Origin of the sequence: Myxococcus llanfairpwllgwyngyllgogerychwyrndrobwllllantysiliogogogochensis (assembly GCF_006636215.1) — a bacterium.
Taxonomy (GTDB): Bacteria; Myxococcota; Myxococcia; order Myxococcales; family Myxococcaceae; genus Myxococcus; species Myxococcus llanfairpwllgwyngyllgogerychwyrndrobwllllantysiliogogogochensis.
The window spans coordinates 20,595-35,101 of sequence record NZ_VIFM01000107.1 but is presented as its reverse complement, the minus strand read 5'-3'; the positions used below and the strand labels follow the sequence as shown (position 1 = coordinate 35,101).

13 protein-coding genes are annotated in these 14,507 nt (G+C 69.4%); 1 reads left to right on the top strand and 12 read right to left on the bottom strand.

The window, feature by feature from the left end:
* From FJV41_RS54645 to FJV41_RS24945, 6 genes are all read right to left on the bottom strand, one after another.
* A partial coding sequence (locus FJV41_RS54645; protein WP_181790924.1) for a phage baseplate assembly protein V occupies window positions 1-1,256 on the bottom strand: 1,256 nt, incomplete at its 3' end.
* On the bottom strand, window positions 1,253-2,002 hold the full coding sequence (locus FJV41_RS24965; protein WP_141645054.1) for a CIS tube protein: 750 nt from the start codon (window positions 2,000-2,002) through the stop codon (window positions 1,253-1,255). The genes FJV41_RS54645 and FJV41_RS24965, both read right to left, overlap by 4 nt.
* Window positions 2,002-3,345 carry a hypothetical protein gene (locus FJV41_RS24960; RefSeq protein ID WP_141645053.1) on the bottom strand — a complete coding sequence of 448 codons (1,344 nt, stop codon included), beginning with the start codon at window positions 3,343-3,345 and terminating at the stop codon, window positions 2,002-2,004. Before FJV41_RS24960 ends, FJV41_RS24965 begins: the two co-directional genes overlap by 1 nt.
* Window positions 3,338-3,826 carry a phage tail protein gene (locus FJV41_RS24955; protein ID WP_141645052.1) on the bottom strand — a complete coding sequence of 163 codons (489 nt, stop codon included), beginning with the start codon at window positions 3,824-3,826 and terminating at the stop codon, window positions 3,338-3,340. Before FJV41_RS24955 ends, FJV41_RS24960 begins: the two co-directional genes overlap by 8 nt.
* Window positions 3,819-4,997 carry a phage tail sheath family protein gene (locus FJV41_RS24950; RefSeq protein ID WP_141645051.1) on the bottom strand — a complete coding sequence of 393 codons (1,179 nt, stop codon included), beginning with the start codon at window positions 4,995-4,997 and terminating at the stop codon, window positions 3,819-3,821. Before FJV41_RS24950 ends, FJV41_RS24955 begins: the two co-directional genes overlap by 8 nt.
* 1 nt (window position 4,998) lies before the next feature.
* Window positions 4,999-5,682, bottom strand: a complete 684-nt coding sequence (locus tag FJV41_RS24945; RefSeq protein ID WP_141645050.1) for a carboxypeptidase-like regulatory domain-containing protein — start codon at window positions 5,680-5,682, stop codon at window positions 4,999-5,001.
* 333 nt (window positions 5,683-6,015) lie between these two features.
* Here FJV41_RS24945 and FJV41_RS24940 point away from each other — a divergent pair, with 333 nt between their 5' ends.
* Window positions 6,016-8,274: a CocE/NonD family hydrolase gene (locus tag FJV41_RS24940; protein WP_141645049.1), complete on the top strand. Its 2,259-nt coding sequence runs from the start codon at window positions 6,016-6,018 to the stop codon at window positions 8,272-8,274.
* Window positions 8,275-8,384: 110 nt separating this feature from the next.
* Here the strand turns inward: FJV41_RS24940 and FJV41_RS24935 are convergent, their stop codons facing one another.
* The 6 genes from FJV41_RS24935 to FJV41_RS24910 all read right to left on the bottom strand — a co-directional run bounded on the left by FJV41_RS24935 (window position 8,385) and on the right by FJV41_RS24910 (window position 14,500).
* Window positions 8,385-9,281: a type VI immunity family protein gene (locus FJV41_RS24935; RefSeq protein WP_141645048.1), complete on the bottom strand. Its 897-nt coding sequence runs from the start codon at window positions 9,279-9,281 to the stop codon at window positions 8,385-8,387.
* A gap of 11 nt (window positions 9,282-9,292) precedes the next feature.
* Window positions 9,293-9,811 carry an SMI1/KNR4 family protein gene (locus FJV41_RS24930; RefSeq protein ID WP_181790923.1) on the bottom strand — a complete coding sequence of 173 codons (519 nt, stop codon included), beginning with the start codon at window positions 9,809-9,811 and terminating at the stop codon, window positions 9,293-9,295.
* Entirely contained in the window at window positions 9,799-10,713 is a 915-nt protein-coding gene (locus tag FJV41_RS54640; protein ID WP_141645046.1) for a DUF4150 domain-containing protein, read from the bottom strand. Before FJV41_RS54640 ends, FJV41_RS24930 begins: the two co-directional genes overlap by 13 nt.
* A gap of 4 nt (window positions 10,714-10,717) precedes the next feature.
* Window positions 10,718-11,446 (bottom strand): beta-ketoacyl synthase N-terminal-like domain-containing protein, encoded by a 729-nt coding sequence (locus FJV41_RS24920; RefSeq protein ID WP_181790921.1) that lies wholly within the window; start codon window positions 11,444-11,446, stop codon window positions 10,718-10,720.
* A gap of 347 nt (window positions 11,447-11,793) precedes the next feature.
* Complete coding sequence (locus FJV41_RS24915) at window positions 11,794-12,804, bottom strand: DUF2169 family type VI secretion system accessory protein (protein ID WP_141645044.1); 1,011 nt, start codon at window positions 12,802-12,804, stop codon at window positions 11,794-11,796.
* A gap of 232 nt (window positions 12,805-13,036) precedes the next feature.
* Entirely contained in the window at window positions 13,037-14,500 is a 1,464-nt protein-coding gene (locus FJV41_RS24910) for a hypothetical protein (protein ID WP_141645043.1), read from the bottom strand.
* Window positions 14,501-14,507: the final 7 nt, after the last annotated feature.

Below are 14,507 nucleotides of genomic sequence, written 5' to 3'. Positions count from 1 at the left end.
CCCACCACCACGCCCCGCGCCGGGTCCTCTCCACCCAGCGCGAGCAGCACCGTGTCCCCCACGTCCGGCAACAGCATCAGCCCCTTGCCGGAGCCGCCGCCCGCCGCCAGCACCTGCATCCAGTCCGTCTCCACGCCCCCATACGAAGGCAGCGTCGCCCGCACGCGGCCCCGCCCATCCGGGTCATCCACCCGGCTCACCATGCCCAGCGTCACCGCGGACGCCCGTGCCCGGGGCCTTCGCGCGGGAGGCTCGGAGGACAACTCCGAGACGAAGCCCTGTCTGGCGTCGATGCGGTGCGTGACGCTGGTGAGCACGTAGCGCCCCGCCACCAGCGAGGCCACGCCCGCCACGTCCACGCGCGCGCCGGGCCGCAGCCTCGCGTCGCCCTCGGCAAGGCCGGTGAGCACCACCTCGCGCGCGCCCCGGTGGTCCAGCTCCGCCTGCGCCGCCGACTCGACGTGGGGGATGCCCTCCGCCGCCTCATCCACCAACGAGCGACGCGACTCGCCACCCACGCGCTCCGGCGAGACTCCCGCCTCCACGTCCCGTCCCACCCGGGGCACGTCCGCGCGACCCGCGTGGGCCTCCGCGCGCAGCACGTCCCAGCCCTCGGCGGACACCTCGCGACAGGCCGCGTCGCCATTGACCTCGATGGAGGCCTCCAGCAGCGACTCGCCCAACCGCAGCGACACGGGCGTGCCCTCACCCTCCAGCGTCACCAGTCGCAGCGTGTCGCCGTGGAGGATGGGGAACAGCCCGCAGCGGTCCGCGTACTCCACCAGCAGCTCCAAGTCGGACTGGCCATGCTGGATGAGGTAGCGCCACAGCGGCCCGGAGGACGCGGCCTTCACGGAGAGCCCCAATCCGGAGACGAGCTCTTTCGCCAGGTCCTCCAGCGTCACCTGGACGTGCGCGCGCACCGGCTGCCGTTTGCGCAGGCGGTGCAGGACGTCATAGCCGCGCACCCGCACCTCGCGCGCGCCGCCTCGCGCATGCGAGAACTCGACGGCCGTCACCTCCCCGAGAAAGAGGTCCTCCAGCGACGACGAGGCCGCGACGCGCAGCGAGGTCCCCGGAGGAAGACCGGAGGTCGCCAGGACGCCGCGCGGGTCGGTGAAGGTCAGCTCGCACTGCGTGGGCAGCGCCAGTCGCTGCGACACCTGGATGGACGCGAGCGAGCGCAAATCCCCCGTCGGCAGCGGCGCGCCGTCCACCTCGATGCGCAGCTCGGGCAACCCTCGCAACTGGCTCACATCACCCTCCGAAGCGCTTCGGGCGTGGGCAGGCGCAGCACCTGTCCGGCGGGAATGCGCGAGGGGTCTGAGATGCCGTTGAGCGCGGCGATGAGGCGCCACATCGACGGGTCGCCGTAGCGCTGGTGCGCGATTTCATCCAGGCGCTGCCCGGAGGCCGGCATGCCGTCGTCCCCCTCTTCGGTCCCGAGCACCGTGTGGGCCTCGTAGTCCTCCGGCGTCAGGGCGGCTTCCACGGCGTCCGCGTCTGGCGGCTCGCCGCGCTCCACCGGCTCCCTGAGGCCCGTCTCGTCCTCCACTCGCACCAACCGAAGGCGCAGCCACGAGCGCCGAGGCGCCCCCGTCGCCGTGAAGTGCTCCAGTCGCTCCGCGACGGCGGCCACCACGCCCAGGAAGTTGAGCCGCTTGCCCCACACCATGCGCGCCAGCGAGGGACGCATGCCGCCATCTTCTCGCAGGCCGTTCTCCGCCAGGCGCCACAAAGGCTCGGTGAGCTCCCGCACGTCCTCCGTCTCCAGGGTGGAGCCGGAGAGCGAGACATCGAAGAGCAGGTCCAACGTCATCTCGGTGGTGCCGCCACCAGTGAAGAGCAGCGGGTCGTCTCCGGGCCCACCCCACGGCAGCGAGCCTCCCAGCGCGCGCCTCGGGCGCAGCCCCGCCTCTCGACGCACGACGAGCGTCTCCGGGTTGAGCAGACACCCGATGCGCTCACCGCCGGGCTCGATGAGGAAGGCCACGCGCTCCATCACTCACCCCGCTGCTCGCGCTCGAGCCGGCGCAGCCGCGTCCAGAGCCGAAGTTCCTGGGCGACGTCCGGAGACTCCGGGGCCAGGGCGGACGGAAGCTCCGGCCAGGAAGCCGGGTCGGTCGTGGCCGATTCCTCGGGCGCACCCGGTGGCTCCTCCCTCACGGGGGTGGCGAAGCGCGCCGTCGAAGCCTCCTCCTGCTCCCGTGCGCTCGCGCCGCGCCTCCCATCCTCCTCGGCCTCCGTCCAGGTGCGGGGAGCGAACAGGGGTGTGCGCTCCAGCGACACGTCCCGCTGCACCGCCGGGCGCGCCTCCTCCTGGAGTTCGGCCTGACGTCGACGTGGCCCCCACGGCTCGCCGGTGAACCGGGGCGTTGCGCGCCGAGGCACCGGGGGCGCCGCCTTCACGGGGACGCCTTGCAGCCCCAGCGCCTGGGACGCGGAGATGCCTTGGGGATATCCCGAAGCGCACAGGTTCCGCTCGCGGTCCTCTTCCCGCAGGGGCGGCACGCACACCTCCGAAGGCGACGCGGGGGTGGAGGCCACCATCACCGGGTTGGCGAAGGCCGGCCCTCCATGCATCAACGACGGGGTGGGGGTGATGGCCACCTCGGCCAGGAGCCGCCCCGCGTCCATGGGAACGGGCGTCGGAGGCGATGGCGCAGCGAAGGGATTCGGCATCGACAGGGGCGACACCTTCGAGGCGTGTCGAGGCGCCTCGCGAGGAACACCCACGGGCCCCTGCCGCCCGGAAGTCTCGGAGCCCCCTTCACCGCGCGCCGACGCGGAGGGCCCCCGCTCCGAGGGCGCTTGCGTGGCAGGCCGCTGCGAGACCCGCTCAGGGCCGGCTGACGGACGCGCGGCGTCGCGTCTGGGCGGAGGAGCCGATGACGGAGCATTCGTTGAGGCAGGCGCGGCGCTCGACGATGCCGAGAGCAACATCCGCGCGCGGAACGAGAGGTGGGCGTCACTCACCGGCAGCGGTGCCTCCGCTTCCGGAAGCCCCTCGACGAGATGGGGCGCGACCTTCCGCACCCGGGCCACCCAGTCGGCGGGAGGCCCCCCGGTGCGCCGCGCCTGGATATCGCGGAGCCAGTGCTCCGGAGCCCCCAGCCCCACCGCGGGCGCCGTCACGGTGACGGGCGCGGCGGGGACACGGGCAACCTCGGCGCCGTCCGGGCTCACGTCGGCACGTGGGGCGTCCAGCGACACGCGCGCCTGGGCGAGCGCCGCGGCGAAGTCGCTCTCCTCCTCGGAGAGCACGGACTCCGCCCACGCCTTCATCTTCCGAGCGACGGCGCGCAGCCACGCGCCGGGCACGGGTCTGCGCGTGGGTTCAGCCACGGGTGATGGACTCGAAGACGAGGGTGAGTGAGTCGATGGCGATCTGCTGGCCGAGCGCATCCAGCGGCGCCGCCCGCCACTTCTTCGGCCACGCCTCATTGAGGTTCCAGCGCAGCTTCTCCGTCACCCCATCCATGTCCAGGAGCAGGACCGACACGTTCTTGCGCTGGGGCACGCCGTTCATCGACGCGAGGAACCAGTTCCACAGCTCGGGTGACACGGTGACGCCGTAGCGCAGCGTCATGTCTCCGTGCGTGACGGGGCCCGCCAGCCTGCGCGTCACCGGGCCCGCTCCGCCCTCGCGGTAGTGCAGCGCGGTGACTTCGACCTCCAGCCCGGTGCACTGGGTGAAGTGTCCTTCGTTCACGCCGTCGATGAGCAGCTTGAAGTTGTACGCACGGAACGGGTCCGCGAGCGCGCCGGGCTGGGCGCCCGCTTCCTGCTCCGGGGGGGCCGCCTCGGGAGCCTTGGCCTCAGCCATTCGACACCTCCTCCACTTCCGCCCCGCCCGCGTGCTGGCCGATGCGGAAGATGATGAACTCCGCCGGCTTCACCGGCGCCAGACCGATGACCGCGATGACCTGGCCGGCGTCGATGGTCTCCTGCGTGTTCGTCTGTTCGTCGCACTGCACGAAGAACGCCTCTTCCTTGGTGCGTCCCATCAGCGCGCCGTCGCGCCACAGGCGCAGCAGGAAGGCGCTCACGTCGCGGTGGATGGACTTCCACAGCGTGGGGTCATTCGGCTCGAACACCGTCCAGTTGGTGCCCAGCGCGATGGACTCCTCCACGAAGTTGAAGAGCCGGCGCACGTTGACGTAGCGCCACTCGCTGGCGGCGTCCGCCACCGTGCGCGCGCCCCACACGCGGATGCCGCCGCGCGGGAAGTAGCGGATGCAGTTGACGCCCACCTGATTGAGCTCGCCCTGCTCCTCGGGCGTCACGTCGCGCACCAGCCGCATGGCGCCGCGCACCACCTCATTGGCGGGGGCCTTGTGCACGCCTCGCGTGACGTCCGTGCGTGCGTAGATGCCCGCGATGTGCCCGGAGGGCGGCACGTTGACCATGGCCTTGCCGTCGCCGAGCGGGTCCGGCGTGGAGAACCACGGGTAGTAGAAGGCGCCGTAGCCCTGGTCGGAGAAGCGGCAGCGCAGGCCGGGCCCTTCCGCGCCGGTGGAGACCTTGGTGAGCCGCTCCACCTCCTCCACGTCCTCGGGCGCGTCCAGGATGGCGATGCGGTCCCGCATCTTCTCGCAGTGGGACAAGAGCGCGTCCCAGGCCGCCGCGTCCGTGAAGCCGGGCGCGGCCACCATGGCCACCTCGCTGACCTCTTCCAGCACCGCCACGCCCTGACGCTTGCGCGCGTCGCCGATGACGCTCTCGCTGTCGCCGATGTTGACGATGAAGCAGCGCCGGCCGCCGTTCTCGAAGAAGCCGTACACGGCGCGGGCCAGGGAGGTGCCCGGAGAGCCGGGGGGCGCGAACTCCTTCACGAACTGCGCCCAGCCATTGACGGGCACCGCCTCATGGAGCCGAGCATCCCTGGCGGGCGCCCGGCCAACGAAGGCCGCGGTGGTGGTGCCCACGCCCTGGATGGAGCGTGTCCCACTGGGAACCTCCTCCACATAGACGCCGGGCGTCAGGTAGTTCGGCACGTCAGTCCTCCTTCAGCGGCAAGCGAATGAGCAGCGGTTGGGGCTCGGAGGCGAGCGCCTCCGGACCCAGCGCGAGCAACTCCCCCTTCGCTCGCACCTCCAGCCGCCCCAGCGTGGCCACTGGCGGCACGCGGGGAAAACGAAAGCAGCCCTTGTCGTCCGTGCGCGTGGCCAGACTCAGCCCGGGCAATTCCACCAGCGCTCCCGGAATGGGCACGTCACCGGGACCGACGACACAGCCCAGCAGCGCCTCGGCGGGCACCGCCTGGGTGACGATGGGGAAGCGCACCCGGTGGACCACGGGTTGCGGACGCTCGCGTCGCACGGGCAGGCGCAGCCGGAAGCCGGGACGCGGGGGGATGCGCAGCCCCGCCCAGACGCTGGCGGGCACGGGGGTGAGGTCCACCTCGAACTCGGCTTCCTCCATGGCCGCGAAGACCAGCTCCCCGAGGAGCCGGTGGGCGAGTTCGGGCGACTCGGCGCCCACGGTGACGAGGTAGCAGACGGAAATCTGGAGCGGCACGCGGCGTCCGCCTCTCGCGGGAGGCGCGGGCCCCAGCTCCAAGAGGTACAGGCACACGCCGCGCTCGACGGCGTCGCGGTCCGGCACGCCCAGGTACACGGGTGCGTCGCCGGAGATGCGGCCTGCCCACGACTTCAATCGCAGATCGACTTCGTCGATCATCCGGTCCCCCCCGAAGGTCCTGGGCCGGCGCTCAGCTTCCTGCATCGCCAGTGACGTCCGGGCTCGCAAGGTCGCATCGGCTGCGGGGAACGGTAACTGGTCCGAAGGATGGAGCCGCCGTCGCGGTCCCAACACGCTCGCTCCCACGGAGCGCGCTTCGTCGGACGGAACACACAGCCAACGCGGACTCGTGAACCGAACAGGTGGGCTCCCCGCACACCTCCACCGTGAGAGGCCCCGGTGGACGCTCATGTCCGTGAAGAAATCCACGCATGCGGGGCCACCAGGAGGCGGGGCGGGAGCGTTATCTTCGCGACCCTTCGCCGAGCCTCCATGCACCGACTGTTCTGTCTTCCCCTCCTCCTCCTCGTCACCGTCGCCCAGGCCCAGCCTCGCGACTTCGCCGCTCCCACCTCCGCGGCCCCCGATGTCCTGGCCCAGGCCATGCCCGCGCTCGCGAGGCAGGTGCTGGCGCAGTACCCGGAACAGGACGCCGACACGCGCCTGGGACACGTGTTCCGACTCCAACTCGTGGCGGGAGACTTCGCGGGTGCGCTCGAGTCCATTCGAGCCCTGCGGCCCTTGCGCGAGGTGAAGTCGCCCGTGAAGGGCATCACCTTCCTTCAATACGAGGCCCATGCGCGGGCGAAGCTCGAACAGGCGACCCACGGGACGCCGTATGCACAGGCGCTGAGCACGGCCTTCCAACAGACATTCGGCGCCTTGGATGACCGGGCGGCCTTCCAGGCCACGGGCATGTTCCGGTTCGACCTGGAGCGCGCGCGGAGAGAGCTGGAGGCCGGTGTCGAGGACGCGCGGAAGTCAGGCCGCGTCTCGCTGGCCCAGGCCCTGGACCTGGTGCGGCTGTACCAGGTGCACCAGTCCTTCCAGGAGCTGCTCCCCCAGGCCGAAACCCTGTGGGCCGAGGACGACGCGCGTCGCTACGTCATCGAGCGAGACCTCCTGGTGCGCACGCCGGATGGCGCGTCGGTGTCCGTCATTGTGGCGCGGCCCCGGAAGGCGTCAGGGCCGTTGCCCACGGCGATGTCCTTCACCATCTACGCCCAGGACGACAACGTTCGCGAGGCCGTGCGCTCGGCGGCGAATGGCTTCGCGGGCGTGACGGCGAACACTCGCGGCAAGCGAGGCAGTCCCCAGGCCCCCGTGCCCTTCGAGCACGACGGCGCCGACGCCACCGCCGTCATCGACTGGGTGAGTCGTCAGCCGTGGAGTGATGGTCAGGTCGGCATGTTCGGCGGCAGTTATGAAGGCTTCACCCAGTGGGCGGCGGCGAAGCACGGGCACCCGGCGCTGAAGACCATCATGCCGTCGGTCCCGGTCGCGCCGGGCATCGACGTGCCGATGCAGGGCAACGTCTTCCAGAGCTTCTTCTACAAGTGGCCGCGCTATGTCACGCTCGACAAGGGGCTGGCGGACGCGGACTACTTCGATGGCGCGCGGTGGGACGCGCTCGACGAGCGCTGGTTCGCGAGCGGCGAGCCCTACCGCGCGCTGGAGCGGCTGGATGGCCGCCCCAATCCCTTCTACCAGCGCTGGTTGAAGCACCCGGGCTACGACGCCTACTGGCGGAAGATGATTCCGTATCGCGAGGAGTTCGCGCGCATCCGCATCCCCGTGCTCACCACCACTGGCTACTACGACGGCTGCTCGCTGAGCGCGATGTATTACCTCACCGAGCACCTCAAGTACGCGAAGGACGCGAACCACACGTTCGTCATCGGACCGTATGACCATGTCGGCGCGCAGCGCGGCTCCAGCGATGAGCTGATGGGCTACCGCATCGACCCCGTCGCCCGGCTCGACGTGATGGAGTTGCGCTACCAGTGGTTGAACCACGTGCTGCGCAAGGGGCCCCGGCCCGAGCTGCTCAAGGACCGCATCAACCACCAGGTGATGGGCACGAACACGTGGAAGCACGCGCCGGGGCTCCAGGCCTTGAGCAATGCCTCGCTGGAGCTGTACCTGGACCCCGCGCCCTCGGGTGACGCGCACCGGCTGGCCCTCAAGCCGCCCGCGCCGGGAATGGTGCTCCATCAGCGCGTGGACCTGAAGGACCGCTCGGAGGGAAGACACTCCGAGCCCGCGCGCATCGTCGACACCACCGTGGACGCGCGCAACGGCTTCACCTTCGTCAGCGAGCCGCTCGATGCGCCCGCGGAGGTCAGCGGCCTGTTCTCAGGGCAGCTCGACTTCATCACCAACAAGAAGGACTTCGACTTCAACGTGGTGCTCTTCGAGCGCACCAAGGGGGGTGAGTACTTCTACCTGTCGTACGTGCTGGCGCGTGCCAGCTACGTCGCGGACCGCGCCCAGCGACGACTGCTCACGCCGGGCAAGCCCCAGCGCCTGACGTTCCAGAGCGGCAGGATGACCAGTCGCAAGCTCGAAGCGGGGAGCCAGGTCGTCATCGTGCTGGCCATCAACAAGCAGGCGCAGTCACAGGTCAACTACGGCACCGGCAAGGACGTCAGCAGCGAGTCCATCGCCGACGCGAAGGTTCCGCTCGACATCACCTGGCTCGGTGGAAGCCGCATCACCCTGCCCCTGTGGCGGGAGCCGCCGGCCCCCTGAGCGTTGACGCTCACGGTGCATGACGCGCGCAATTGGCCGAAGCAGCGCACTGTCACCGCGGCCACTCTGTCCGTGCCGGCGACGGCGCGGTAACCAGGAGTCACGTCCCGTCAGAAGTCGTCGGGGTGCGTGAACCGACGGAACCATTGGAGGGTGCACTCCTCCGTCCACCGGGTGCCACCGAAGCTCGCATGCTCCTGGATTTGAAGGGGCGCGAGCGCACGGGCCAGGGTGACGTATGCCTCCAGGGGTTCCTGCCGGTTCCGGTCACCCAACACCGGGGCATCTCCCAGACAGAAGGCGACCCCGAAGTCCGTCTCCATGAAGAGTGGGTTCCCACGCTTCGCGCTCGCCAGCGCGGCGGGCGCGGCCTCCATCAAGCCGTGTCCAATGAGCGTGAGCCAACTCACGCATCCGTACCCGGCCAGGAGGTATCTCACGCTCACATCCAGGTTGTAGGCGTTGACGCCCCAGTAACGCCGCGCCACCGCATACATCGCATCGAGCGCCGCGGGTGCGCTCGGCCCGGCCTTCCTCGCCTGGAGGAAGTAGCCGCCCCAGCCGGAGTGGAAGGGCACCGCTTTCGCAATCTCCTCCGCCAGCGTCTTCACGAGCGCCGGGGAGACCTGCCAGTCGAACTCGAAGCGATAGAAGCTGGCCCTCCCGGGCTCGCTGTGGGGACGGAAGCCATGGAACATGAACTGCCACGAGTCCTTCGCCCGGCCATCCCAGAAGACATAGCCCCAGTGTTCCTGCGTGCGCAGCGTGGGGAGCAGCACCTGCTCGAAGTGCCGTCGGGCTTCCCCGTTCCACGGGACGAAGTCGCGACCGAGCGCCGTCGAGCGGTAGCACCGGATGTGGCCCTCGCAGTGCCGCAGATACAAGTCATGGACACGACGCGCCTGGGCGGGGCTCGGCGCCTGACGCAGATAGAACACGAGCCCCTGCTTGAGCTCGTGGTTGGGCACATCATCCGGCCCCAGCTCGATGAAGGGATTCGTGCCCATGGCCCCTGTCCTCAGTCCCCGGCGAGAAGGGCGCGGTCCTTCTGCTCCTTCTCGAGTTGCTGTTGGAGCTTCGCCAGATAGCCCTTCAGGAACGATTCGAAGTCCGGCCAGCGCTCCTCCTCGCCGGTGTCCGCCAGACGGACGACCTCCAGCTCACCCTCCGCGCTCGCGTGCCTCGGGTCGAAGGCGAACGCATCATAGGAATCGGTGCCACACGCGAAGATGGAACGCCAGAGCTCCGGGAAGGGCTCCTTGAATGTCCCCATGTTCATGGCGTCCTTCAGCACCTCCCGCGCGGAGAGCAGCGGCACGTCGAAGTAGAAGTTGCGGATGCCGTCGTGAAGCGAGAGGGCCTGCTCATAGCCGGAGGGGAGCTTGAAGCCCCAGTGCTTCTCGAGCGCTCGCAGCTCGTGCGCTGAAGCGGGCGGTCCCGGAATGGGGCGAGGCAGGTTCTCGTAGAAGGCATTGCGCCGCGTGAGTGTGTCGACAATCTGGTCCAACAGGCTTCGCATCTCGTCTAGTCGCAGCATTGGGTGGCCTTGAGCTTCTTGTGCTTGTCCGGGTCGAACCGCTTCATCATGGGCCCCACGGTGACGTTGACCCGAGCACTGAGCCATTTGAGATTGGCCATGTCCTGCAGGGGACCACCGAAAGCGGCGTCATGCAGGTGGTCCGGATTGAAGTTCCCCGCGCCGCGTCCGCTCGGGCTCGGACGCCGCCCCGCCTTGTTCCATTCCTCGTACGCACACTCGTGGAGGAACTGGCGCTTGATGGCGGCCTCGTCAGGAGGCTTGCGATTGACGGACTCCGCGAACTGGTTCTTGAACGTCGCGAGTCCCGACCTGTACGCAGGGCTCTCGCGGGCGGCAGGGGTCTTGACGACCGCCGAACCCGTGCAGTTCTTGTTGATCTGCTCGAGCTTCGCGCACAACTGCTTCACCATGCAGGGGTCCCAGTCCGAGTCCTCCTGCTTCTGCTTGCAGTCGATGTTCAGGTCGAGCACGTCCTCGCCTTCTTCCCCGCTGTCCATCTCATCGAGTTCGCCGCCCAGGCAGACGGTGTTCCCGTGATTGCAGGTCATCTTGTCGCTAAGGCGGCAGGCGTTCTTCCCCTCCACCTTCACGTCGAACGAGTAGCTCAGCCACTTCGACTCCTTGCGCAGGGTGCCCGATTTGACGCCTCCCGCGCTCCCGGCCTCGTCACCCGTGCTCTGACTGAATTCGGAGCCCTTCACGGCGAGCATCTTTCCCGCCGCGGTGACTGTCTTGGACCCCTTCGCCAGGTCCGCGGAGCGCGAGATGTTCGGATAGGGGACGGGTACGGGCCCCGCGGGGGACGGGGTCTTGCACACGTCGGGGAGCGTGGCGATGGTCAGTCCCGCCGTGCCCGCGTGAGACTGCACCAGTCCATTGACGATGACGTGGTAGCCCATGCGTTCAACCCTGCCGCTCTGAAGCGGGAAGTTGGAGGAGTGCCGCGCTCCGCTCAGCGCCCTCGGAACGGGCCCACACCACGGCCCGGGGCCCCTTTGCCCAGCGGCGCTGTCCCGAGGCCGCCACCAGATTGACGAGGAGCGGCCCCGAAGCCGCCCCGACGTCCCCCCAGCAGTCCGCCGGGGTCCAGACATCCGTCGCGTCACGGAAGCGGGCGCCCAGCCTCGCCACGGTGAACCCATACTCGTCCGTGCGATGCCGCTGACCGTTCAAGTCGCAAGCCACCTGGTCCACGCGGACCTCGGGAGGAAGCACCTGGAGGATGGTGCGCAGCGCCTGAGTCAGGGCCTCCCCTACACAGACCGAGTCCAGGCCGGCGCCATGGACGTCCTTCACCGACGTGGCCGACAGCACATCCACCTGAGCGGTCAGCTTCGCGCGGCGCAACGCCCGGCCGGAAGCCAGCAGGCAGAACGCGGCGCCCTCTCCGGGGATGAAGCCCCAGCGGTGGATGGAGGACTTGAGCTGTTCTCGGGCATCGAGCCACTCCAGGGTCTCCGCCTCCAGCCAGCTCTCCACGCCTCCCGCCACGCACCACTCCACCTCTCCCCGGCAGATGGAGGCATGAGCCTTCTCCAGCGCCATCAACCCCGCGGCATGCCCCTGCGTGAACGCCTCCACCCGCTGGATTGAACGTGGCGAGGAGAGTCGCCTCGGGAGTTCGCGCATCATCTGGGCCGAGAGGTCCTCGGGGAGCCCGGGACGCGGCGATGGAAGCCCCAGGAAGCAGGGAACGGAATGCCCTGGGAGGACCTTCTGGAGGGGAACCAGGGCCTCCTCGAGAGCGGGAGCAGCGAGCGCGAGGTATCGCTCTACGCCGGTCAGCGTCTGTGGAAGATATGAGGCTCCGGACAAGACCATGGGCTCGCCCACGCGGTCGCGCAGGTAGGAGTGCTCCCGGAAGCGACAAATGCGAGCCCGAGCCGATGCCGATGTCATGGGCGAGCTGTCGCCAATGGCCGTGCAGGCGCCCGATGCGACAACATGACTTCGAGGTCCGGTGTCCATGTCGCGGTGACTCACATGAAGGGCTTCTCTCGAATGACGGTGCGCTCGAGCTGATGCTCCCGTCCATGGCACCGCAGGGAGGTGCCCCACACGATGACGACGCGACGAGCATCTGGCTCGAGGATGACGGTGTGCATCCGAGCGCGATGCTCGACATCTTCTCGGCCCAGTCGGGTCCGGAACGTCAGCCACACACGGGGCAGCGTGAAGCGCAGCTCACCATCTGTCGTCAGGTTCAACAAGGCGACCGGCTCGCCCCCTCTCAGGGGTTCCGCCGTCTGCTGGTCCTCCGGCGCGCACTGTCGGAAGTGGTCGTTGAAGTCGACGGGAAGCAGGGGCTGCCGGTCCTGCTCCCACTTCGAATCGAACGTTCCCGCCAGTTCGCGTCTTGGAGACCAATCCCGCGCCACGGGTCCCATGCCCGCGGGCCTGGGGCGGTCCCTCCATGAGCGGATGAGCATGGAAGGCAGCTCGACATTGGGAGCCTGATGTCCTTCCAGGTGTCGCGCCTCGACGGCGAAGCCCACGCCCACCGGGTTGCGCGACTCCCAGGACGAAGCAGGTCGCGCCGCGGCGGCATCCACGCCCCCGAAGGCTCGCTCATACGTCAGTGGCATCTGGAGGAAGGGCCGCGCTGCTTCCAGCGTCATGCCCAATCTGCTGCGCCAACGTCGATCTCCAAAGACGCGCAGCATCTTGGTGAGGCGCCCGACCCGGAAGCCCACGTCCAGTTCGGTGACCGCGCGTCCTCGTGGAGCGTGGGCGTGTCCATGTAGCAGGACATCGGTCGTGGGCTTGTCATGCTCCAGGTCCGACTCATGCAGGAGGCTCGACTTGCCCGGCTCCCCCCGGTAGCGAGGCTCCAGACACACCGGCTCCTGATGGGACGCGAGGGGAGTCGAGCCATCCGGCGCTATCTGGAACGTCCCCTTGACGATGACCACCCACGTCTCGGCACCATGGCGGTCGCGCGCGAAGCAGCGCTGCGCGGCATAGGGCGTCTTGTTGGCGAGTACCCACATCGACCGGCCCCCGCGAGAACGGCGCCGTCGATATGGCAACCTACCGACGCGCCCGTCAGGTCATCAGACAGGTGCCCCAGCCTGACACGTCCCTGGAGACGGACTGATCGATTCCCAACCAACCGACGTGGTGACTGCGCCGTCGCAGCCCCCGCCGCACGGCATGGACCTGTTACCGCCTCGGGACTCTCCCCCGAAGGGTCCATTGCCGTGACACTCACCGAGGACGGCGTCAGAGCGCGTGACAGACCTTGGGCTGGAGCGGCGTGGTCAGGAGCACGCCTTCCGGCAAGGCCGTCGCGGCCTTCCACGTCGTCACGTTCGCTGGCAACAGCCGCGCCTCCTTGTCGACCTGGACGATGAGGCCCCCGTCCGGCAGCGGCATCAGCGAGGCGCCACCCGGCCCTTCATGGATTCGCACGCGCTTGTTGTCGCGAGCGACGCGTTCCACGACATGGCGCAGGATGCTCGTCGGCTCCGGCGTCGAGGCATCGCACCAGGACTCCACGGACGATATCCAGAGCGCGTCACCCACCGTCACGGCCTGGAGGAAGGGGTGCTTCGCCGGCACGGTGTCGTGCGGGATGCTCCGCTGCGTCGACTGCTCGACGAGTTTCCCCCCGTCCCTCATCCAGCCGTCGGGGAACCCGATGAGCACCGAGCCCTCGGAGACCAGTTCACCCTGGGCCGACACGGAACGATTGCGATGACCGCTCTCAGTGGCCACGTCACGCCACCCACTGAACTGGGGTTGTGTGGGATTGGTCTGGTCACCGTTCTGGACGCGGAAGGCCCACTTGCCTCGGACTTCGCTCCACTGGAGCGCCTGGGGGCCGCGATAGTCCGGAGTGGGGCTCCGCACGGGAGTCATCGGGCTCCCTGTGACGGCATCACGGACGCTCACCTCCAGGTCCGTGAGCATCGACGTCAGGCCCAACCCCAGTGCCCCTCGGACCAGCAGCACACTCGCGCGGTCGGTCGACAGGCGCGCGGTGATGGCGCCGGGCTCCAGCGGTCCCGCCGGCACGAAGCGGCCCTGCTTGGGCAGATAGACGCCCGCGCGGAGCAACGCGGGAGGCGGCGTCGTGAACGCTCCCGAGTCATCGCCCTCCTCGCTCCGTGGCGCCGCGGGCTTCCACCACACCACGGGAAGCCCCTGTGTCAGCGCGGTCCGCCAGGAAGCCTCGAGCCGAGGCAGCCGCGCGGCCAACGCCCGTCCCGGCTCGCTGTCACGCAGCGGCGCGAGCCCCGGGTCCGTCGCCCAGAGGGAGACAAAGCGCGGCAGGTCCGCCTGGAGCAGCGCTTCGATGTCCCGTGCCGCCGCGATGAAGTCCTTGCGTCCGACAGCCGCGCGCACGGGCTGCAGCGCCGACTCCGTGTCCTGGAGGGCCTGCGCGGGGTTCACACCGAGCAGCGCCGGGCCCGCTGGGGATGGAGAGGACGGGGCGGAGGATGAGGTCCCCACGGTTGGTGAAGGCACCGCACCCGTGGTCGCGCCGGCAAGCGACGTCCCCACGGTTCGCGGCTGAACCACTGGCGCCGACGTGGACGGCGCGGTGCCAGGCGTCGCCACCGAGGTCCGCTGCTGAAGCCCTGGCGTCGTCGAGGACGATTCAGCGGCGGCCGCCTGCCGACAGGCACCGGTCAGTAGCGGAAGCACCGCCACCATCCACCCCAGCGCCAGACGCAACGCCATGCCCTCC

What these genes read in the sequence shown, in the direction of transcription:
- FJV41_RS24930 (WP_181790923.1), bottom strand. Translation starts at nt 9,811, where the DNA reads ATGCTGCGACTAGACGAGATGCGAAGCCTGTTGGACCAGATTGTCGAC.
- FJV41_RS24910 (WP_141645043.1), bottom strand. Translation starts at nt 14,500, where the DNA reads ATGGCGTTGCGTCTGGCGCTGGGGTGGATGGTGGCGGTGCTTCCGCTA.
- FJV41_RS24935 (WP_141645048.1), bottom strand. Translation starts at nt 9,281, where the DNA reads ATGGGCACGAATCCCTTCATCGAGCTGGGGCCGGATGATGTGCCCAAC.
- FJV41_RS24955 (WP_141645052.1), bottom strand. Translation starts at nt 3,826, where the DNA reads ATGGCTGAGGCCAAGGCTCCCGAGGCGGCCCCCCCGGAGCAGGAAGCG.
- FJV41_RS24915 (WP_141645044.1), bottom strand. Translation starts at nt 12,804, where the DNA reads ATGTGGGTACTCGCCAACAAGACGCCCTATGCCGCGCAGCGCTGCTTC.
- FJV41_RS24945 (WP_141645050.1), bottom strand. Translation starts at nt 5,682, where the DNA reads ATGATCGACGAAGTCGATCTGCGATTGAAGTCGTGGGCAGGCCGCATC.
- FJV41_RS24965 (WP_141645054.1), bottom strand. Translation starts at nt 2,002, where the DNA reads ATGGAGCGCGTGGCCTTCCTCATCGAGCCCGGCGGTGAGCGCATCGGG.
- FJV41_RS24920 (WP_181790921.1), bottom strand. Translation starts at nt 11,446, where the DNA reads ATGATGCGCGAACTCCCGAGGCGACTCTCCTCGCCACGTTCAATCCAG.
- FJV41_RS24940 (WP_141645049.1), top strand. Translation starts at nt 6,016, where the DNA reads ATGCACCGACTGTTCTGTCTTCCCCTCCTCCTCCTCGTCACCGTCGCC.
- FJV41_RS54640 (WP_141645046.1), bottom strand. Translation starts at nt 10,713, where the DNA reads ATGGGCTACCACGTCATCGTCAATGGACTGGTGCAGTCTCACGCGGGC.